Consider the following 19,027-nt stretch of genomic DNA (forward strand, 5'->3'; position numbering starts at 1 on the left):
GTTTGGTTAAGCCGCCGTGGCGCTGCTCTCTCGAATCAGTGTCTCGATGACCTCCGGGTCGGCCGGCCGCCCGAAATAGTAGCCCTGCACGAGGTCGCAGCGCAGCTGCCTGAGCTGGCCCGCCTGGGCCGTCGTCTCCACGCCCTCGGCCACCGTGACCAGGCCCTGGCTGTGCGCGAGCTCCAGGATCGCCCGGGTGAAACTGACGTCGTCGATGAACGAACGGTCGATCTTGAGGATGTCGACCGGGAGGCTGCGCAGGTAGGCCAGCGACGAGTAGCCGGTGCCGAAGTCGTCGATCGCGATCCGGATCCCGTGCTCGCGCAACCGGCCGAGCACCGGGGTGTCGGCCGCGTCGATGAGCACCGACTCGGTGATCTCCAGGACCAGGCCGGCCGCCGGCATCCCGGTCTCGGCCAGGATGGCGAACACCGTGTCGGCGAACGAGGGGTCACGCAGCTGGTAGGTGGAGACGTTCACGGTCACGTAGACGCCGTCGCGCCGGAACCAGTCGCTCGCCCGGGTGCAGGCCAGCCGCAGGGCCAGGGTGCCGAGTTCGCCGATCAGGCCGGTCTGCTCGGCGACCGGGATGAACACCGCGGGCGGCACCAGCTCGCCGTCACGGCGCCAGCGCATCAGCGCCTCGACCCCGGTCATCCGGCCGCTCTCCGGGTCCACCACCGGCTGGTAGTGCAGGAACAGCGTGCCGCCGGAGAGCGCCTGGCGCAGGCCGGCGGCGATCCGGGCGCGCTCGTTCTGCTCGGCCCGCAGGGAGTCGTCGAAGATCGCGAGCCGGGCTCCGCCCGCTCGCTTGGCCTTGCGCAGCGCCAGGTCGGCGTCACCGAGCACGGCCGAGGGAGGATTTCCGGGTACGGCGTCGGCCAGTCCCGCGCTGCCGGTGAGGTGGATGCGGCGGTCGTCGACGGTGACCGGCACCCTGGCGACCGTGTCCAGAACCCGGGCGGCGAGCTCGGCCGCCCCCGCCGTGTCGGTGATCAGGATGCCGAACTCGTCGCCGCCGAGGCGCGACACCAGCACCGCCTCGGGCGCGAACAGCAGCAGCCGCCCGGCCAGCTGGCGCAGCACCTCGTCGCCCACCGGATGCCCGTACGCGTCGTTGACCTCCTTGAACCCGTCCAGCGAGCACAGGATCAGGCAGTGCGCCCGATCCCGTACGCCCGGCCCGGCCAGCTGTTCCAGCAGCAGCTCCCGGTTGGCCAGACCGGTCAGCGCGTCGTGCCCGGCCCGGTACTGCAGCCGCCGCTGCAGGGTGGCCTGCTCGTCGACGGCGACGCGCAGCTCGGCGGCCCGCCGGTCGGCGTCCCGGGCGTGCCGGCGGGCGATCCGGGCCAGCAGCCAGATCCGCAGGACCAGCAGGCCGCAGAGCGTGCAGGTGAGCGCGGCCGGGACCACCGTCGCGGCGCTGCGGACCCCGGTGAGCAGGGGAAGGATCGGGGCGAGCATCGCGATGGCCACGATCCCGGCCAGCCGGACCCGGCTGACCCGGCCGCCGGCCGCGGTACCGGTGCCCAGCCGGCCGGCCGCCGGGTGCAGCGCGGACGCGGTGGCCAGCACCCCGGCCAGCTGGAAGATCAGGAACGGGACACCGCCGGGCAGGAACGGGGCGGTCCCGGCGCTGTTCGACGCCGCGTAGACCAGGTGCGCGCCCAGCAGGCTCGCGCCGGACGCGCTGAGCAGCCACGACGGCGTACGCGCGGGGCCGGTCAGACCGCGCAGGACGGTCGCCAGAACGGTCAGGTCGAGCACCGAGAACAGGGCCGCCACCGCGTTGTCGACCTGCGCGTAGCCGGGCGAGTCCAGGTACGGCAGCACCACGAACGACCAGGCCACCATGGCCAGGCCGAGCGCGACCGCGCCCGCCTCGACGCCGACCTCGGCCAGGCTCGCGGCCCGGCGCCGCCGGGTGAGCAGTGCGGCAGCGACACCGAACAGCGCGTACTGCGGGGCCAGGCTCAGGCTGGCCTGCAGATTCGACGCCGGATAGGGCCCGAGGGCCCACCAGGCGGTCCAGACCACGCCGGCCGCCTGCGACGCGGCCAGCAGCCGCCAGGCCACACCCGGGCGGGCCCGCAGCGTGAACGCGAGCCCGGCGGTCTGGATCGCCACGAACAGCGGGCCACCGTCGACACCGGCCAGCAGGTGGGTGGCGACCACCGCCAGAACCCCGATGATCAGGGTGTACTGCCACGCCGGTCGCCTGTTCTGCACCCGGACAGTGCAGCGCGCGAGAGTTGCCGTCCGGGTGCGGGTCGAGGCCGGACGGGGTTGCGGTGGGCTATTGTGCGGGGCGTGGCTCTCCGTGTGGATCTCCTGACCCGTGAATACCCGCCGGAGGTGTACGGCGGCGCCGGTGTGCACCTGGAATACCTGACCAGGGACCTGCGCCGGCTCACCGACGTGCGGGTGCACTGCTTCGGCGCACCGCGCTCGGAGCCGGGCGTGACGGCCTACCCGGAGCCGGCCGAGCTGGCCGGTGCGAACGCCGCGCTGCGCACCATGGGGGTGAACCTGGCCATGGCCGACGGCTGCGCCGGGTCGAGCATCGTGCACAGCCACACCTGGTACGCGAACTTCGCCGGCCACACCGCGAAACTGCTGCACGGCATCCCGCACGTGCTGACCACACACAGCCTGGAGCCGCTGCGGCCGTGGAAGGCCGAGCAGCTCGGCGGTGGGTACGCGCTGTCGTCCTACTGCGAGCGTACGGCGATCGAGCACGCCGACGCGATCATCGCGGTCAGCGCCGGGATGCGGCGGGACGTGCTGAAGGCGTACCCCTCGGTGAATCCCGACAAGGTGCAGGTCGTCTACAACGGGATCGACACCGCACTCTACGCCCCTGACCACGGGACCGACGTGGTGGATCGTCTCGGTATCGACCGCGGCCGGCCGAGTGTCGTCTTCGTCGGCCGGATCACGCGCCAGAAGGGGTTGCCCTATCTGATGCGCGCGTGTCGGGATCTGCCGCCCGAGACGCAGATCATCCTCCTGGCCGGCGCGCCGGACACTCCGGAGATCGCCGCCGAGGTCGCCGGCCTGGCGAAGGAGCTGCGGGACGTCCGGGATCCGAACGGCGTCATCTGGGTGCAGGACATGCTGCCCAAGAACGAGGTCATCCAGGTCCTCACGCACGCCACGGTCTTCGTCTGCCCGTCGATCTACGAGCCGATGGGCATCGTCAACCTGGAGGCGATGGCCTGCGAGACCGCGGTCGTCGCCACCGCCACCGGCGGCATCCCCGAGGTCGTGGCCGACGGCGAGACCGGCCTGCTGGTCCCGATCGAGCAGGTCGAGGACGGCACCGGCACCCCGGTCGACCCGGAGAAGTTCGTCGCCGACCTGACCGCCACGCTCACCCGGGTCCTCAACGACCCGCAGCTGGCCGAGCGGATGGGCCAGGCCGGCCGCCGCCGCGCGGTCGAGCACTTCAGCTGGGCCCGGATAGCCGAGGACACCCTCGACGTCTACCGGTCGGTGCTGTGACCGGGGTTCAACGTCTCCGCCTCGGACTGCTCCTGTCGGTCGTGCTGATCGCCGCGCTGGCGATCGGGGCGGGACTGGTCCGGGCGGCGTTCTACCAGGCCAGCGCGGCCCCGGTGATCCAGGGCGGTGCGCCGGCGGCGGCTCTCGCGCCGGCCGGGAGCCTCGGGCAGTGCGCCGGGCAGCCCGCCCGGGCGACGCGTGAGCTGCGCGGCATGTGGCTCACCACGGTCTACAACCTGGACTTCCCGAGCCGACCGGGACTCAGCGAGGACCAGGTCAAGGCCGAGTACGAACGGTGGCTCGACCTCGCCGTCGCGCAGAACCACAACGCGATCTTCGTGCACGTACGGCCCAGCGGCGACGCGTTCTGGCCGTCGGCCTACGCGCCCTGGTCGAACTGGCTCACCGGCCGCTTCGACGGGAAATCGCCCGGATGGGACCCGATGGCGTTCATGGTCTCCGAGGCCCACGCGCGGGGGCTGGAATTCCATGCCTGGTTCAATCCGTACCGGGGCACGCAGCCGGCCCCGAGCGGCGTCGGCACCGACGCCACCAAACTCGCGCCGAACCACCCTCTTCGCCTGCACCCGGAATGGCGGATCGCCTACCCGACCGGCAAGACCGGCCGTTTCTACTTCGACCCGGGAATCCCCGAGGCCCGCAAGTTCGTCGAGGACTCGATGCTCGAAGCCGTGCAGAAGTACGACGTCGACGGCGTTCACTTCGACGACTTCTTCTATCCGTACCCGGAAGGCAGCGACGAGGATTTCCCGGACGCCGCCTCCTTCAAGAAGTACGGTGCCGGGCAGTCGAAGGCCGACTGGCGCCGCGAGAACGTGAACACCCTGGTCCGCGAGATGCACGACCGCATTCAGCAGATCAAGCCGTGGGTGAAGTTCGGGATCAGCCCGTTCGGCATCTGGCGCAACCGCACCACCGATCCGAAAGGCTCGGCCTCCAGCGGCCTGGAGAGTTACGACGCCATCTTCGCCGACACCCGGAAATGGGTGCAGAACGGCTGGCTCGACTACATCGCGCCGCAGCTGTACTGGACGATCGGATTCGACAAGGCCGACTACACCACCCTGCTGAAATGGTGGACGTCGCTGGTCAAGGGCACGAAAGTCCAGCTCTACATCGGCATGGCCGACTATCGGGTCGGCGAATCGGGCGACTGGAGCAAACCGGCGATGCTCGATCGGGAGATGACCCTGAATCGACAGTACGGCGTCCAGGGCGAGATCCATTTCAGTGCCGCCCAGGTGCGCGGCGACAAACTCGGCGCCGTCACCCGGTACCGCAAGGCGCACTACGCGTCCCCGGCCCTGCTGCCCCGCCTCGACCGGCTCGCCGCGGCCGCCCCGCCGACCCCGCAGCTGACCACGGTCCGTAAGGACGCGTCGGGCAAACTGATCTTCGCGCAGAGCGGGCTGGAGAGCACGAACTGGGCGCTCTACCGCACCACCGGCGGGCCGGCCGAGCTCGTCGCCACCGGCCGCACCGGCACCGAGATCACCGACGCCCACCCGGCCGCCACCGGCACCTACTGCCTGAGCGCGGTCGACCGCAACGGCAACGAGAGCCCGCTCAGCCCGGGGTTGACCACGCCGGTAGCTTGATCGGATGTTCGGACGCACCGTAGTCAAATACGCTGACGATCTGGTCGCGGCGCACGCCGCCCGCGACGGCGACCGCTTCGCCAAAGCCGGTCAGGGCCTGGCCCGCACCGCCGCCAAGGCCGGCCCGGAGCAACTCGCCCAGGCCGTGAACCGGCTCGCGCCGCTGCTCGCCGAGATCAAGACCGGGGTGGGCGGCAACCTCGCCGGTCTGGTGGGCGGCCTGGTCGGCCTGGACGGCGACTTCCGCCCGGTCCTGCCGGTACTCACCGACCGGGCGATCGCCGTCCTCGGCGACGCCCTGCGATTCCCCGACGTGCTCGGCGCCGAGCCGCCCGACCCCGAGGACGAGTCCGCCATCGGCCCGGTCCTGGAAGGCCTCGCCCCCGAGAACCGGCCACTGGCCGAGGCGTGGTTCACCGCCGACGACTGGGTGCAGCCGGTCCTCTTCCTCAACCAGCGCAAAGACGTCCGCGCGGCTCAGCCCCGGCGCGACGAACTGACCGCGGCGGTCGCGGCGGCCGAAGAGGTGATCGGCGCCGCGCAGTGGCTGCACGGCCTGCTCCAGGTCCTCGACGACGAGACGCTGCTGGTCGTCGACCGGGCCTCCGGGCGCGCCTTCCGCGTCGTCATCTCCGGCCTCGGCGACAACTTCCAGCTGCACACCCTGCTCGCGGCCGGCCTGCCGCCCGAGATCCTGCCCGGTGCGGCGCCCAGCCCGGTGGAGATCGCCGCCGCGACGACCGGCAACCCGCAACCGCCCGGCGGCATCAGCGGCAACGTCAACCTGGTCGACGCGTTCGGCGCGTGGATCTGGAACGAGGGGCGCCCGGCCGACATCCCCCACCTCGACGGCGTCCGCGTCGTGGTGATCGACCCGCCGCCGTACGCCCGCAGCTGGAACACCGGGCGCGGCTACCCGCTGATGGTGCCGTCGCTCCAGGTCACCGGCGAACTCCCGCCGGCCGAGGCGGCCGAGCTGGCCGCGAAGATCAAACCTTCCGGTCGCTGAGGGTGCTCAGGGCTTGAGGCCCACGGCGCAGTACACGTCGAGGGCCTCCGGTTCGGGTCCGGGCTCGGGCCGCCAGCGCGAGGTCGGGACCAGGCCGGGATCGAGCAGCTCCAGGCCCTCGAAGTAGCCGCCGATCTGCTCCGGCGTGCGAAGTTTGTACGGGTGGCCGCCCTCGTCGGCCACCCGCTGACTCTCCACACTCCGCACGCTGGTGCTCGTGCCGTCGCTCACCACCAGGTAACTGCCCGACGGCACGGCGGCGAGCAACCGCCCGACGATCGAGCGTGCCTCCGCGTAGTCGGCGACATTGCCCAGGATGCCGATCATCGTCAGCGCGACCGGCCGGCCCAGATCGAGCGTCCGGGCGGCCTCGGTCAGGATGCGTTCCGGATTTTCGACATCGGCATCGACGTACGAGGTTGTGCCCTCGGGCGAACTGGTCAGCAGCGCCCGGGCGTGGGCGAGAACGAGCGGGTCGTTGTCCACGTAGACGACCCGGGCGTCGGGCGCGGCCCGCTGCGCGACCTGGTGCGTGTTGTCGGCGGTGGGCAGGCCGGTGCCGATGTCCAGGAACTGCCGGACACCCCGCTCGGCGGCCAGCAGCGTGACCGCCTGAGCGAGAAACCTCCGCTGGGCCTGCGCGACCGCGGCGATGGCCGGGTTCGCCGAGCGGAGCGCCTCCCCCAACTCCCGATCGACGTCGAAGTTGTCCTTGCCGCCGAGCAGGTAGTTCCACACCCGGGCACTGCTCGGCCGGGTCGTGTCGATCGCAGGCTCAGTCATCGGTGTTCTCCTCACACGAGGCAGCCGTCAGCCGGTGATCCTAGAGAACATCCATCTACTTCCATGGGGTGTCGCGGTGCCGACACGCCTGCCGTCCGGCGTTGACCGTTGATCCCGGCCCGCGGTCCCTGATCTTGACGCGGCTGCGGCGATGCCGATCGCGCTGCCTCATGCGGCGGTCGCGAGAAATTCAGCGCTCGTGCAGATCGTCCAGGTAGATGGCGGTGGCGTCGTCGTGGGGTTTGGCTCGGGGCCAGCGTTCGCCGGTCGGGTCGGAGAGTTCGGCGGCGCGGGTGCGGCGCAGGACCTCCTCCGGCCCGCCCGACGCAAGCCCGCCCGACGCAAGCCCGCCCGACGCAAGCCCGCCCGACGCAAGCCCGCCCGACGCAAGCCCGCCCGACGCATGCCTGCCCTGAGCAAGGCTGGGGGAAGCAACTGTGGCCGGGTCGTGCTGGGTCGCGGCGGGGCCGGTCGAGGCGAGGGTGGCCCAGAGGCTCGACCAGGTTTCCAGGCCGAACGTGTCGACCAGGCGGGTGGCGCCGTCGCTGAGCAGGGCGATCGAGCGGGCCACGGCCGAGCCGGTGATCGCTTCGGTGGCCACTGACGGGTCGGCGGACGCCACCCAGTAGCGGCCGGGGCGGTTGCGGTGCTCCAGGGTGGCGCGGACGAACGCGCGCCGGGCCTCGGCATGTTCCGGGGTGCCGTTGCGCAGGCTGTCCATGGTGGCGCGGTAGCGGTTGCCGACGGCCTCGACGCGCGGATCGGTGAGGACTTGCGGGGACCCTGATGCCGTACTCAACAGAAGCACCGAATCGGCCAGGATCAGGTATTCCACGGCGGGACCGGTGAACCTGGTGATGATCACGGTGGCGCTGGGGGAGCCGGGATCGGTCAGGTCGCAGGTGTCCCGGTGGGCGTCGGCGGTCGCGGTGATGGCCGACGCGAGCACCGCGGGCAGCGGGTCGTCGGCCAGGCGGGCGAGGATCGCGGTGCCGAGGTGGCGGGTGAACCAGGCCACGCCGTGGCGGCAGCCGTTGGCCAGGTCGGCCGCGCCGGCGCCGTCGAGCAGCACCGCCGCGTCCGGGGTGACCGCCGCGAAGTCCTCGTTCGGGCGGTCCGGTGACGCCGGGAGCGTGGCCAGCCGCGCCCGCATGGACGGTCAGGCGACCTGGCAGTAGAGCTTGCGCCGCGACCGGGCCAGCCCCGCGACCGCGTCCAGGATTTTGCGGGCCTGGGCCGGGTCGAGGGTTTCGCCGTCCTTGGCGCGGGCGGCGACCCAGCGGCGGGTGATGTCGGCCAGACCGGCCGGGTCGGTCGCGGCCAGGGCTTTGGTCAGGGCCGGCAGGAAGCTGAGGATGATCGGCGATTCCTCGTCGTTGACCTGCTCGGGCCCGTCGATGTCGTCGAGTGATCGGTCGAGGAGCAGCGATTCCCATTCCTCGAGGGACGCGAAGACGTCGAAGTTCCCGAACTCGGCCTTGTCCCGGCCGGGCCCCTGGTCTTCCGCGGCGTCGTCGTTGGCGGCGGTGTAGAACGTGATGATCGTGCTCATGCTTCAGCCGGTGACCTTGCCGTCGGCCACCTCGAGGTGGCGGTTCGTGGCGACCGCGGACAGCATCCGGCGGTCGTGGGTGACCAGGAGCAGGGTACCGGTGTACGACGTGAGCGCCGACTCCAGCTGTTCGATCGCCACCAGGTCGAGGTGGTTGGTGGGTTCGTCGAGGACGAGCAGGTTCACCCCGCGGGCCTGGAGCAGGGCCAGCGCGGCCCGGGTGCGTTCGCCCGGGGAGAGGGATTCGGCCGGGCGGGTCACGTGGCCGGACTTGAGGCCGAACTTGGCCAGCAACGTCCGTACGTCCGCGTCGTTCCACGTCGGCACGGCGTCGCCGAACGCCCGGGCCAGCGACGACGTCCCGAGGAAGAGCCCGCGCGCCTGGTCGACCTCGCCGACCACGACGCCCGGCCCGAGGTGCTGCGAGCCGGAGTCCACCGGGAGCCGGCCGAGCAGGGCCGCGAGCAGCGTGGACTTGCCGGAGCCGTTGGCGCCGGTGATGGCCACCCGGTCACCCCAGTCGATCTGCAGGGTGACCGGCCCGAGGGTGAACGAGCCCCGGCTGATCCGCGCGTCCCGCAAGGTTGCCACGACCGCGCCGGCGCGCGGCGCGGCGGCGATCTCCATGCGCAGTTCCCACTCCTTGCGGGGTTCCTCGACCACGTCGAGGCGCTCGATCATCTTCTCGGTCTGCCGGGCCTTGGCCGCCTGCTTCTCACTGGTCTCGCCGCGCTGCGCCTTGGCGATCTTGTCGTTGTCGGGTGCTTTGCGGCGGGCGTTGCGCACGCCCTTCTCCATCCAGGCGCGCTGCATCCGGGCCCGTTCGAGCAGGTCGTCCTTCTTGTCGGCATACTCCTCGAACTGCTCGCGCGCGTGGGTTCGCGCCCGCTCCCGTTCCTCGAGGTAGGAGTCGTAGCCACCGCCGTACAGATGGATCTGTTGTTGATGAAGATCCAATTCAAGGACCTTGCTGACGGTACGGGCGAGGAACTCCCGATCGTGGCTGACCACGACGACGCCGGCGCGCAGCCCGTCGACGAACGTCTCCAGACGGGCCAGGCCGTCCAGGTCGAGATCGTTCGTCGGCTCGTCCAGCAGGTAGATGTCGTAGCGGCTGAGCAGCAGCGACGCCATGCCGGCGCGCGCCGCCTGGCCGCCGGAGAGCGCGGTCATCGGCAGGTCGAGGTCGAGCTTGAACTCGGTGGCCAGCGGCGCGGCCCGTTCGTCGAGGTCGGCGCCGCCCAGGTCGAGCCAGCGTTCCAGCGCCACCGCGTACCGGTCGTCGGCGCCCGCGGCCCCGGCCGCCAGCTCCTCGGCGGCCGCGTCCATGGCGGTCTGGGCTGCGGCGACACCGGTGCGCCGGGCCAGGAACTCCCGCACCGACTCGCCCGCGCGCCGCTCGCGTTCCTGCGGCAGGTAACCGATGTTGGCGGTGGGCGGGCTGAGCGCGACGCTTCCGCTCTCCGCCGGCAGAACCCCCGCCAAGGTACGGAGGAGCGTGGTCTTCCCGGCCCCGTTCACCCCCACCAGGCCGATCACGTCACCGGGCGCGACCACCAGGTCGAGACCGGTGAAGAGGCTGCGGTCGCCGTGCCCAGCGGCGAGTTCCCGGGCGATCAGTGTGGCGCTCATCAGGGCGCCATCCTACGCAGTGCACACACGGGAACCTTCATGACGGGCGGTCACCGGCCGATCACTCGTTCGTGACGAGGATGGCGTACGGGCGAGAGGCCGCATCCGCGATTCGCCGTGACTGGGCCATGCTCGCCGCGATCGCGGCGTTTCTGCTCTCCGGCGTGCTGCTTTTCGTCCTCGACGACCCCAACGCGCAGGTACGGATCTTCTGGCTGGCCCAGCCCCCGCTGGACCTGCTCCTGTGCTATTCGTCGTGGCGCGTCTTCCGGGTCGCCAAGCACCCGGTCCGGCGTTTCTGGCGGCTGATGGGCATCGGCTCGTCGCTGTTCCTGTTCGGCGACACCGCGCAGGCCGCGATCTCGATGACCCGTCACGACCAGTGGTCGACGGCCGGCGGCACGATCCAGTCCACCTGCTTCGCGAGCGGCCTGGCCCTGATCATCATCGGGATGCTGATCCACCCGCACCCGAGCCGCACCCGGCGCGAGTCGCTGGCGTTCTGGCTGGACTCGGCCACGGTCCTGGTCGGTGGCGTCGTGGTCGCCTGGTGTTTCCTGGTCAACCCGGCCGACACGGACCAGAGCGCCAGCCTGATCGGCGCGCTCGCCGGCGGCGCGGTCGCGCTCACCTCGTCGTTCGCGACGGTGAAGATGGTCCTGTCCGGCAACGCGCCGATGAACAAGGCGGCCGCCGCCCCGATGATCATCTCGGCCATCGCCAGCAGCCTCGGCCTGTTCGTGGCCCCGCCCGGCGCCGACGGCTCGCTGCCCGCGTTCGTCTACCTGATCCGGTTGTCCCCGTCGCTGCTGATCGCGCTCGGCCCGCGGATCCAGGAACTCATCGCCCGGTTCGACGACGCGCCGTTCGGGTCGCGGCGGCGCAAGCCGTACAGCCTGCTGCCGTACGGCTCGATCGTGGTGGTCTTCCTGACCCTGGTCTACGCACTGCCCCACGAGTCCGGCGGCCCGGGCATGAACGCGCAGCTGTGGGGCGTCGTCGCCGGCTTCGGGGCGATCATCGCGCTGGTCGTGGCCCGCCAGCTGGCCGCGTTCCACGACAACACCCGCCTGATCGACCAGCTCGACACCACGCTGACCGAGCTGCGCGAGCACGAGCAGCGGCTGCGCCACCAGGCGCTCTTCGACGAGCTGACCGGACTGGCCAACCGCACGCACTTCCGCGAGGAGACCACCTCCGCGCTGGAGGCCGCCGAGGCCCACCCGGGCAGCGTCGCGCTGCTGCTGGTCGACCTCGACGGGTTCAAGGCGGTCAACGACACCCACGGCCACCAGGCCGGTGACCTGCTGCTGGCCGGGGTCGCCGAGAAGCTGCGCCAGTCGGTGCGCTCGGGTGACCTGGTGGCCCGGCTCGGCGGCGACGAGTTCGCCGTGCTGCTGCGCGAGTGCACGGTCCGCGACGCCGAGCAGACCGCCCAGCGCATCCTGCGGTCGATGGCCGACCCGATCGACGTGGGCGGCGTCCAGGTCCGGGCCGGCGCCAGCATCGGCATCGCCTGCGCCGAGGAGCGCGACGACGTGCGCACCCTGCTGCACGACGCCGACATGGCCATGTACGCGTCCAAGCACCAGGGCAAGGGCACCTGGAACCGCTTCGAGGCCGGGATGGTCCTCAGCCCATCGGCACCGCCCGGCCGCTGACCCGGACCCCGGGCGAACCGGCGACCAGCCGCACCGTGATCCGGCTCGGGCGGCCCATGTCGTCGCCCTGCCGCAGGTGCAGCACGGCGTCGTCGGCGACCAGGCCGAGCCCGCGCAGATAGCCGCCGAACGCCGCGGCCGCCGCGCCGGTGGCCGGATCCTCGTAGACGCCGCCGACCGGGAACGGGTTCCGCACGTCGAACGTGTCCGGCCCGTCACGGAACACCAGCTGGACCGTGGTCCACCCGCGCCCGGTCATCAGGGCCTTCAACGCCGGCACGTCGTAGTCCAGGCCGGCCAGGCGCTCGCGGCTCGTCACGGCCAGCACCGGATGGTACGCACCGGCGTAGGCCACCCGCGGCGGAAGCTCCGGGTCCAGCTCGCCGGCGTCCCAGCGCAGCGCGCCCAGCAGCGCGGCCAGATCGGCCTCGGGCAGCTCCGCGACGGCCGGCGGGACACTGGTCAGCGTGGCCGTCCCGGACGTGTCGACCGTCACCGGCACCTCGCCCGCGTTGGTGACGAACAGGTGATCACCCGGGCCGAGCGCGACCGCCGTCGCCACCGTGGCGTGCCCGCAGAACGGTACCTCGGCCAGCGGGCTGAAATACCGCACCCGATACCGGTCACCGTCCCGCTCGGTGACGAACGCGGTCTCGGAGTAGCCCAGCTCAGCGGCGATCTCCAGCATGCGCGGGTCGGTCAGCTCGGAGGCGTCCAGGACCACACCGGCCGGGTTGCCTCCGGCCGGGGAATCGGTGAATGCCGCGTACCTCTCAATCATGGAACTCAGCGTGCCGCGCGGCCGCGACCGCGGGCAAAAGCCAATCTCGCGGCCCTGGCCGCGTTCCCGATCACAGTCGCCGGTTGTCACCTCCGCGGAGTAGCGTTCCAGCGGTGACAGAGGGTCCTACCGCGATCATCTTCGAACCTCCCGCCGACCTGCCGCGCACCCTGGGCGAGCTGCGAGCCTCCGGGCACGAGTTCCGCACCGTCAAGGAGGAGCTGCGCGACAACCTGCTCCAGAAGTTACGCACCGGCGAGACCCGCTTCCCCGGGATCGTCGGCTACGACGACACCGTCCTGCCCGAGGTCGAGCGGGCCCTGCTCGCCGGCCACGACATGGTCCTGCTCGGTGAGCGCGGCCAGGGCAAGACCCGCCTGATCCGCGCCCTGACCGGGCTGCTGGACGAGTGGACGCCGTTCATCACCGGGTCCGAGCTGCACGAACATCCGTACCATCCGCTCACCCCGGCCATCCGCCGGCTGGCCGCCGAGACCGGCGACCTGCTGCCGATCTCCTGGCTGCACCGCTCGGAGCGGTATGGCGAGAAGCTGGCCACCCCGGACACCAGCGTCGGCGACCTGATCGGCGACGTCGACCCGATCAAGGTGGCCGAGGGCCGGGCCCTGGGCGACCCCGAGACGATCCATTTCGGTCTCGTCCCGCGCACCAACCGGGGCATCTTCGCCGTCAACGAGCTGCCCGACCTGGCCGAGCGCATCCAGGTGTCGCTGCTCAACGTCCTGGAGGAGCGCGACATCCAGGTCCGCGGCTACCAGCTGCGCCTGCCGCTCGACATCCTCCTGGTGGCCTCGGCCAACCCGGAGGACTACACCAACCGGGGCCGGATCATCACCCCGCTCAAGGACCGTTTCGGCGCCGAGATCCGCACCCACTACCCGGTCGACCTGGAGCTGGAGACGGCCCTGGTCCGGCAGGAGGCGGCGCTCGTCGCGGCCGTCCCCGAGCACCTGATCGACGTGATCGCGCGGTACACCCGGGCCGTCCGCGAGTCGTCGTCGGTCGACTCGCGCTCGGGCGTCTCGGCCCGGTTCTCGATCGCCGCCGCCGAGACCGTGGCCGCGTCCGCGCTGCGCCGGTCCGGGCTGCGCGGCGAGCGCGAGGCGGTCGCCCGGATCTGCGACACCGTCTCGGTCACCTCCACCCTGCGCGGCAAGGTCGAGTTCGAGAGCGGGGAGGAGGGACGGGAGACCGAGGTCCTCGGGCACCTGCTGCGGGTCGCCACCGCGGAGACGTTCCGGGCCCGGCTGGCCGGCCTCGACCTGTCCGGGTTCACCGACCTGGTCGCCGAGGGCGCCATCATCGAGACCGGTGACCTGGTCAGCGCCGACGAGCTGCTGGCCCAGATCGGCACCGTGCCCGGGCTGGCCAAGGTGCTCGAACGGCTCGGGCTCGGCGACGCGCCCAGCCCCGGGCAGGCCGCCTCCGGCATCGAGTTCGTGCTGGAAGGACTGCATCTGACGCGACGGCTCGCGAAGGAGCTGACCGACGACGGCCGCACCATCTACGGGAGCTGAGAATGGCTCGTAACGTCTTCCGGTACGGCGCGTGGCGGGACGGGCCCGACCCGCTCGCGCCTCCCTACGACGTACGCGCGGCCGTCGACGAGATGGGGGAGCGGGTCATGCAGGGCGACAGCCTGCGTGACGCGCTCCGCGACCTCATCCGGCGTGGGCCGCGGGACGGGCACGGGCTCGACAGCCTGCGGGACCGGGCCCGGCGGATGCGGCGGGACGCTCTGCGCCGCGGCAATCTGGACGGGGCCGTCACGCGGGCCCAGCAGATGCTCGACCAGGCCCTGGCCACCGAGCGGGACACCCTCGCGGCCCGGGACGACATGGACGCCCGCTTCAACGAGTCCGTCCTGGACAACCTGCCCCGGTCCACCTCGCAGGCCATTTCGGAACTGTCCGAGTACAACTGGGCCTCGCCGGAAGCCCGCGACATCTACCAGCAGATCCTCGACGGCTTGAAACGCGAAGTCGTCGAGCAGCGTTTCGCCGGCATGCGCAACGCGCTGCAGAACGGTGACTTCTCGGACGTGTCGGCGATGGTCGGTGACCTCAACCAGCTGCTGGAGAAACACGCCCGCGGCGAGGACACCGACGACGCGTTCCGCGACTTCATGGACAAGCACGGCCGCTTCTTCCCGGACAACCCGCAGAACATCGACGAGCTGATCGACTCCCTGGCCCGCCAGGCCGCCGCGGCCGAACGACTGATGCGGTCCCTGAGCCCGCAGCAGCGCGAGGAACTGCAGAACCTGATGGACCAGGCCCTCGGCGACGGCCCGCTCCGGGGTCAGCTGTCCGAGCTCACCGACAATCTCAAGGCGCTGCGGCCGGGCATGAACTGGGGCCGCGGCGAGCGCATGCGCGGCGGCGAGAATCTCGGCTACGGCGATGCCGCCGAGGCACTCGGCGAGATCGGCGACCTGGACGAACTGATCGACCAGCTCGGCCAGGAACACCCGGGCGCCACCCTGGACGACGTCGACGTGGAAGCGGTGGAGCGCCAGCTCGGCCGGTCCGCCGCCGACGACCTGCGCCGGCTGCGCGAGCTGGAGCGGGAGTTGCGCCGCGAGGGCTGGGTGGAGCGCGACGACGACGGGCTCACCCTGTCGCCCAAAGCGCTGCGCCGGCTCGGCCAGACCGCCCTGTCGAGGATCTTCCACGACATCGCCGGCAAACGCGGCGAGCACGACATGCGCGACGCGGGCGCGGCCGGCGACCTGATCGGGTCGTCCCGGCGCTGGGAGTTCGGCGACGACCAGCCCCTGGACGTGGTCCGCACGCTCGGCAACGCGGTCCGCCGCCGCGCCGGCACCCCGGGCACGGCCACCCTTCCGGTGCGGCTGGCCCCGGAGGACTTCGAGGTCGCCGAGACCGAGCGGCGCGCGTCGGCGGTCGTCGCGCTCTGCGTCGACCTGTCCTACTCGATGTACGCCGACGGCCGCTGGGGCCCGATGAAACAGACCGCCCTGGCCCTGTCGCACCTGGTCGCCACCAAGTATCCGCAGGACGCGCTGCAGATCATCGGCTTCGGGAAGTACGCGGTGTCGCTCTCCCAGGGCGAACTCGCGGCGATCGAACCGACCATGGAGAAGGGCACGAACCTGCAGCACGCCCTGAAACTGGCCGGCCGGCACCTGCGCCGGCACCCCGGCGCCGAGCCGGTCGTCCTGGTCGTCACCGACGGTGAGCCGACGGCCCACCTGGAGGACGGCGGCGAGGCGATGTTCTGGTGGCCGCCGCTGCCGGAGACGGTCCAGGCCACGGTCCGCGAGGTCGACCTGCTCACCCGGTACGGCGCCACGATGAACGTGTTCATGCTCGGCGACGACCCGGGCCTGCAACGCTTCATGGACGCCGTGGCCCGGCGCAACGGCGGCCGGGTGTTCAGCCCGGACGCCGCCGAGCTCGGTCGTTACGTGATCGACGACTACGTCCGGGCCCGCCGCGGCCGGCGCTGAGTAGTCACCCCCGCAGCGTCTCCGACGGCGAGACGTTGTACCGCTCCCGGTAGGCGGCGGCGAACCGGCCCAGGTGCGTGAACCCGTAGCGGTACGCCACCTGGGCCACCGTCGTCGCCCCCGGATCAGCGGCCCGCAGACTGTCGTGGACCATCGACAGTCGCAACTGCTTGAGGTATGTCATCGGCGGCATACCGACGTACCGGGCAAAGCTCTGCTGCAGTGCCCGCGAACCCACCCCGGCGATGTCGGCCAGATCAGCCACCGTGAACGGGCGACCCGGCTGCGCGCGCATCGCATCCACCACCCGCCGGATCGCCCCCGGCGCGGCCAGCGCCGGACTCTGCCGGTCGAGCGGCCCCCGATACCGATGATCGGTCGACAGCAGCAGGCCCGTGACCAGCGCCTCCTTCATCCGGGCGCCGATCATCGGATGCGCGGTCAACCCCTCCGGCCCGCTGACGTCGTCGGTGATCAGCCGGGCCAGCCGAGCCCAGCTCGCCCCGGGACCGCGCCGGATGTCCAGCTCCGGCCCCAGATCGACCGGGCCGCGCACCGGCCGGTCCAGCAGCCGTTCCAGCTGCGTCTCCAACTCGGCCCGGCCGATCTTGACAGCCAGGATCCGGCAGTCACCGTCCCAACTGTCCACCACCGTGTCGCCGACCGGCCCGAACACCGCCGCGCTGCGCCCGGCCCGGACCCGATGCGGCTTGTCCCGCCCCTGATGGAAGGCGAGCGCGCCGGTCAGCGGCAGGTTCACGTGATAGGCGCCGAGCTCGCCGGCCCGCACCCGCACGTCCACCCCGAAATCGAGGTCGCCGAGCATGACCGCCTTGCAACCGCCGACCGCGAACCGCGCCGTCCAGCCCGGGGCCGGGCGTAACACCTCGACGTCGAGCGCGTAGAAGGCCTTCCGCAGAATGTCCCGCGCCGCGTCCACGTCGCTGATCTGATGAGTCTTCGCGTGCACGCTCAACAGCTTGACCCGTCAGTTGACACTGCGCCAACCCGTGTTGAATGTGCCTCACCGTGCCCGGCCGGGCGATTTGTCCACCGTCAAGCGGTGTATCGGGCCGCGGCCGCACCACTGAGCAGACCGGCCGGCAACCGGCGTCCACAGACCACCATCAGCAGGTCCTGGGCCCGGCCACGCACCGGCTCACCCTCACCGAACGCCCACTCCAGGTCGGTCGCCACCAGCCGTACGCCGGATAGATCGGTGCCGAAATAGCCGATGCTGCGTGGGGACATGCCGCCGAGCACCACCGACATCCGGCCGGTCGGAACCAACCGTTCCGGGAACAACGCAAGGGTGATGTCCAGGCCGTGGATCACATCGTGCGACAGCGCCCCGGCCGCCCCACCACCCGGCGGCGACCACGGATGCCCCACGTTGTCCCGCACCGCCGCGACCAGCTCGTCCCCACCCAAGCGGGCCGCATCCCGCCGCGCCGCCCGATCCGCCAGCCGATCGAAGTTCCCCCGCGCCCGCACCAACTCCAGGAAGAACCGCGGCGCCGGCGTGCGGAACGGATAGGTGATGTGCGCGACCACCTCACGCACCCGCCACCCCGCACACAACGTCCCGGCGTCCCACTGCTCCGGCGCCAGGCCGGCCAGCAGCTCACCCAACTCGGTCCGCTGGGCCTCGATCTCCGCACGCACGTCCGTCTCCATCGTCGTCCCTCCTCAGGCGCCTGCGGCGCACTTCGCAAGGAGATACGGCGCCGGGTCCGCCGATTAATCGGTCCCTTTCCCCGGTACGGCGATTCCTTCGCGCCCGCCGAGCCGCCCGCGACCCCCGGCCCACTCCCGCCGGCCCCGCGCCTCGCCCCCTCAGCTGGTGCTCACGGCTGTCCCGAGGCCTCTCAACCAGCCCTCAGCACCAGCCCACCCCGGCGACCGTCCCCTCCGGGCCGTCGTGCCCCCAGCCGCTTCCGACCGGCGGCTGCTTCCGGGCGCGGGGGCATGTGTGTCGCGGGCGGGCCGCCGTACGGGAAAGGCGGTCTTGATGGTTAGGGTCGTCGCGTGGAGGACGCGCTGGCGGGGCTGCGGACGGAGCTGACCGGCTACTGCTACCGGATGCTGGGCTCGGGCAGTGACGCCGAGGACGCCGTCCAGGAGACGTTCGAGCGGGCCTTGCGCGCCTCGGAGCGCTACGACGCCGCCCGCGGTTCGGTGCGCACGTGGGTGTACCGGATTGCCACCAATGTCTGTGTCGATCTGCTGCGTGGCGCGGCGCGTCGGGCGTTGCCGATCGATCTGACCGTCCCGGGCCGGGCCGGGACGCCGTTCGGGGAGTTGTTGCCGCCGGGGGCGGAGGTGCGCCCGGTCCCGGATCAGTTGGTGCTGGATCTCGCGCAGGATCCGGCGGCGCTGGTCGTGCAGCGGGAGAGTGTGCGCCTGGCGTTCGTCGCGGCGTTGCAGCACCTGCCGGCGCGGCAGCGGTCGGTGCTGATCCTGCGGGACGTGTTGTGCTGGCCGGCGGCCGAGGTCGCGACGTTGCTGGAGACGTCGTCGGCGTCGGTGACCAGCGCGTTGCAGCGGGCCCGGGCGACGTTGCGCACGGTGGGTCCGAGGCCCGGGGACGTGCTGGATCCGGCCGACGCGGGGCAGCGGGTTCTGCTGGCGCGGTATTGCGCGGCGTTCGAGAGTCACGACGTGGCCGGGCTGGTCGCGTTGTTGCACGAGGACGCCACCACGTCGATGCCGCCGTTCGCGTGGGGCCTGCGCGGGCGGGATCAGATCGGGCTGGCGATGGGTGCGCCGGGCGCGGCGTGTGTGGGTCACCGGATGGTGCCGGTGGCGGCGTCGGGGCAGCCGGCGTTCTGGCAGATGCGGCCGGACGGGGACGGGTTCGCACCGTTCGCCCTGGTGATGCTCGACATCGTGGACGGCCGGGTGGCCAACACCACGACCTGGCTGGAGGGGGAGTGGCCGTCGTTGTGGCCGCTGTTCACCCCGGAAACCTAGCCTCCTAGGACACATTAGCG

The 19,027-nt window shown here is 71.7% G+C and carries 15 protein-coding genes; 7 read left to right on the forward strand and 8 right to left on the reverse strand.

Translation table 11 applies throughout. From position 1 onward, the window contains the following. Window positions 1-6: 6 nt before the first annotated feature. Window positions 7-2,229, reverse strand: coding sequence for a putative bifunctional diguanylate cyclase/phosphodiesterase (locus ACSHV8_RS06845; RefSeq protein WP_436530490.1), 2,223 nt, complete (start codon window positions 2,227-2,229; stop codon window positions 7-9). Between the two features lie 81 nt (window positions 2,230-2,310). Between ACSHV8_RS06845 and glgA the strand changes: the two genes are divergently transcribed. Genes glgA through ACSHV8_RS06860 form a run of 3 tightly spaced genes read left to right on the forward strand, consistent with a single transcriptional unit; the run spans window position 2,311 to window position 6,132 of the window. Then, window positions 2,311-3,504, forward strand: a complete 1,194-nt coding sequence (glgA, locus tag ACSHV8_RS06850; protein WP_436530492.1) for a glycogen synthase — start codon at window positions 2,311-2,313, stop codon at window positions 3,502-3,504. Then, window positions 3,501-5,123 (forward strand): family 10 glycosylhydrolase, encoded by a 1,623-nt coding sequence (locus ACSHV8_RS06855; RefSeq protein ID WP_436530494.1) that lies wholly within the window; start codon window positions 3,501-3,503, stop codon window positions 5,121-5,123. The genes glgA and ACSHV8_RS06855 overlap by 4 nt, the downstream gene beginning before the upstream one ends. A gap of 4 nt (window positions 5,124-5,127) precedes the next feature. Beyond that, entirely contained in the window at window positions 5,128-6,132 is a 1,005-nt protein-coding gene (locus ACSHV8_RS06860; protein WP_436530496.1) for a hypothetical protein, read from the forward strand. A 6-nt stretch (window positions 6,133-6,138) separates the two neighbouring features. On the opposite strand, the gene ACSHV8_RS06865 is transcribed toward ACSHV8_RS06860, so the two are convergent. From ACSHV8_RS06865 to ACSHV8_RS06880, 4 genes are all read right to left on the reverse strand, one after another. After that, on the reverse strand, window positions 6,139-6,915 hold the full coding sequence (locus tag ACSHV8_RS06865) for an SAM-dependent methyltransferase (protein ID WP_436530498.1): 777 nt from the start codon (window positions 6,913-6,915) through the stop codon (window positions 6,139-6,141). Window positions 6,916-7,105: 190 nt separating this feature from the next. Continuing rightward, window positions 7,106-8,068: a protein phosphatase 2C domain-containing protein gene (locus ACSHV8_RS06870; RefSeq protein WP_436530500.1), complete on the reverse strand. Its 963-nt coding sequence runs from the start codon at window positions 8,066-8,068 to the stop codon at window positions 7,106-7,108. A 6-nt stretch (window positions 8,069-8,074) separates the two neighbouring features. Further along, entirely contained in the window at window positions 8,075-8,467 is a 393-nt protein-coding gene (locus ACSHV8_RS06875; protein ID WP_436530502.1) for a hypothetical protein, read from the reverse strand. A 3-nt stretch (window positions 8,468-8,470) separates the two neighbouring features. Further along, window positions 8,471-10,099 carry an ABC-F family ATP-binding cassette domain-containing protein gene (locus ACSHV8_RS06880; RefSeq protein ID WP_436530504.1) on the reverse strand — a complete coding sequence of 543 codons (1,629 nt, stop codon included), beginning with the start codon at window positions 10,097-10,099 and terminating at the stop codon, window positions 8,471-8,473. Window positions 10,100-10,179: 80 nt separating this feature from the next. On the opposite strand from ACSHV8_RS06880, the gene ACSHV8_RS06885 reads away from it, so the two are divergent. After that, on the forward strand, window positions 10,180-11,760 hold the full coding sequence (locus ACSHV8_RS06885) for a diguanylate cyclase domain-containing protein (protein ID WP_436530506.1): 1,581 nt from the start codon (window positions 10,180-10,182) through the stop codon (window positions 11,758-11,760). Here ACSHV8_RS06885 and ACSHV8_RS06890 read toward each other — a convergent pair. Then, a complete protein-coding gene (locus ACSHV8_RS06890) occupies window positions 11,732-12,541 on the reverse strand; it encodes a PhzF family phenazine biosynthesis protein (RefSeq protein ID WP_436530508.1) in 810 nt (269 codons plus the stop codon). The two genes, ACSHV8_RS06885 and ACSHV8_RS06890, sit on opposite strands and share 29 nt — an antisense overlap. A gap of 113 nt (window positions 12,542-12,654) precedes the next feature. On the opposite strand from ACSHV8_RS06890, the gene ACSHV8_RS06895 reads away from it, so the two are divergent. Then, a complete protein-coding gene (locus ACSHV8_RS06895; protein ID WP_436530510.1) occupies window positions 12,655-14,079 on the forward strand; it encodes a sigma 54-interacting transcriptional regulator in 1,425 nt (474 codons plus the stop codon). Window positions 14,080-14,081: 2 nt separating this feature from the next. Continuing rightward, window positions 14,082-16,034, forward strand: coding sequence for a vWA domain-containing protein (locus ACSHV8_RS06900; protein WP_436530512.1), 1,953 nt, complete (start codon window positions 14,082-14,084; stop codon window positions 16,032-16,034). Window positions 16,035-16,038: 4 nt separating this feature from the next. Here ACSHV8_RS06900 and ACSHV8_RS06905 read toward each other — a convergent pair whose 3' ends face one another. Together ACSHV8_RS06905 and ACSHV8_RS06910 are read right to left on the reverse strand one after the other, a co-directional pair. Further along, window positions 16,039-17,004 (reverse strand): AraC family transcriptional regulator, encoded by a 966-nt coding sequence (locus ACSHV8_RS06905; RefSeq protein ID WP_436530514.1) that lies wholly within the window; start codon window positions 17,002-17,004, stop codon window positions 16,039-16,041. Between the two features lie 86 nt (window positions 17,005-17,090). Then, window positions 17,091-17,711 carry a maleylpyruvate isomerase family mycothiol-dependent enzyme gene (locus ACSHV8_RS06910; RefSeq protein ID WP_436530516.1) on the reverse strand — a complete coding sequence of 207 codons (621 nt, stop codon included), beginning with the start codon at window positions 17,709-17,711 and terminating at the stop codon, window positions 17,091-17,093. A gap of 351 nt (window positions 17,712-18,062) precedes the next feature. Between ACSHV8_RS06910 and ACSHV8_RS06915 the strand changes: the two genes are divergently transcribed. After that, entirely contained in the window at window positions 18,063-19,007 is a 945-nt protein-coding gene (locus tag ACSHV8_RS06915) for an RNA polymerase subunit sigma-70 (protein WP_436530518.1), read from the forward strand. Window positions 19,008-19,027: the final 20 nt, after the last annotated feature.

It is taken from the genome of Actinoplanes sp. HUAS TT8 (assembly GCF_051380535.1).
Taxonomy (GTDB): domain Bacteria; phylum Actinomycetota; class Actinomycetes; order Mycobacteriales; family Micromonosporaceae; genus Actinoplanes.

Excerpts from the sequence above, each read along its gene's own strand:
- ACSHV8_RS06870 (WP_436530500.1), bottom strand. The coding sequence starts at position 8,068 with ATGCGGGCGCGGCTGGCCACGCTCCCGGCGTCACCGGACCGCCCGAAC.
- ACSHV8_RS06890 (WP_436530508.1), bottom strand. The coding sequence starts at position 12,541 with ATGATTGAGAGGTACGCGGCATTCACCGATTCCCCGGCCGGAGGCAAC.
- ACSHV8_RS06860 (WP_436530496.1), top strand. The coding sequence starts at position 5,128 with ATGTTCGGACGCACCGTAGTCAAATACGCTGACGATCTGGTCGCGGCG.
- ACSHV8_RS06885 (WP_436530506.1), top strand. The coding sequence starts at position 10,180 with ATGGCGTACGGGCGAGAGGCCGCATCCGCGATTCGCCGTGACTGGGCC.
- ACSHV8_RS06900 (WP_436530512.1), top strand. The coding sequence starts at position 14,082 with ATGGCTCGTAACGTCTTCCGGTACGGCGCGTGGCGGGACGGGCCCGAC.
- ACSHV8_RS06880 (WP_436530504.1), bottom strand. The coding sequence starts at position 10,099 with ATGAGCGCCACACTGATCGCCCGGGAACTCGCCGCTGGGCACGGCGAC.
- ACSHV8_RS06875 (WP_436530502.1), bottom strand. The coding sequence starts at position 8,467 with ATGAGCACGATCATCACGTTCTACACCGCCGCCAACGACGACGCCGCG.
- ACSHV8_RS06910 (WP_436530516.1), bottom strand. The coding sequence starts at position 17,711 with ATGGAGACGGACGTGCGTGCGGAGATCGAGGCCCAGCGGACCGAGTTG.
- ACSHV8_RS06865 (WP_436530498.1), bottom strand. The coding sequence starts at position 6,915 with ATGACTGAGCCTGCGATCGACACGACCCGGCCGAGCAGTGCCCGGGTG.